General features: G+C 62.8%; 1 pseudogene. It reads left to right on the forward strand.

Annotation, left to right across the window (positions count from 1 at the left end):
- Positions 1-309 precede the first annotated feature (309 nt).
- Positions 310-698: pseudogene (locus BJQ90_RS19360) on the forward strand (ammonia channel protein); the annotation flags it as partial.

Here is a 698-nt window from a genome sequence, read left to right on the forward strand (position 1 = left end):
AATCCCGCGGTTCACCGCAAATTTCTCCCGTTCCCCCGCGGGCCCCCGCCATTCCGGGGATCCGGCCCCGCGTGGGTGCACCCGTAAGGGTTGACGGAGAGGCCCCGTTAACATTCCCGAAACATGGCTGTCACGTGATCTTCACGCCGCGGCGATTCCTGTAACGTGCCCGCAACTTTTCTCCCCCTTAACCGAAACATGGCCCGGCGAAGATTGAATCCGGATCGGGTGGCCAGCGGCGACATGTCCCGGTATGGCGGTACGACAGGAAGGGGCACGCAGGTGGAACTCACTGCGGGAAGCATCTGGATGATGGTCTCGGCGGCACTCGTGCTTCTCATGACCCCGGCGCTCGGCCTCTTCTACGGCGGAATGACCCGGGCCAAGGCTGCGCTCAACATGATGATGATGAGCTTTGTCTCTGTCGGGATCGTCGGCGTCGTCTGGGTCCTATGGGGCTATTCCATGACCACCGGCACTGGCATCCTCGGCGTGGTCGGCGACCCGTTCACCAGCTTCGGGCTGAGCAACATCATCGGTTCGCCGGACCTGATCAAGGCCGGCTACAGCGCAACATTCGCCATCATCACCGTGGCCCTGATCAGCGGCGCCATCGCTGACCGGACCAAGTTCACCGCCTGGGCCATCTTCGTCCCCATCTGGATCACCGCAGTGTACTGCCCCCTCGCCTTCATGGT

The sequence above is a fragment of the Arthrobacter sp. SO3 genome (assembly GCF_020532825.1).
In the GTDB taxonomy this organism is placed as follows: Bacteria; Actinomycetota; Actinomycetes; order Actinomycetales; family Micrococcaceae; genus Arthrobacter.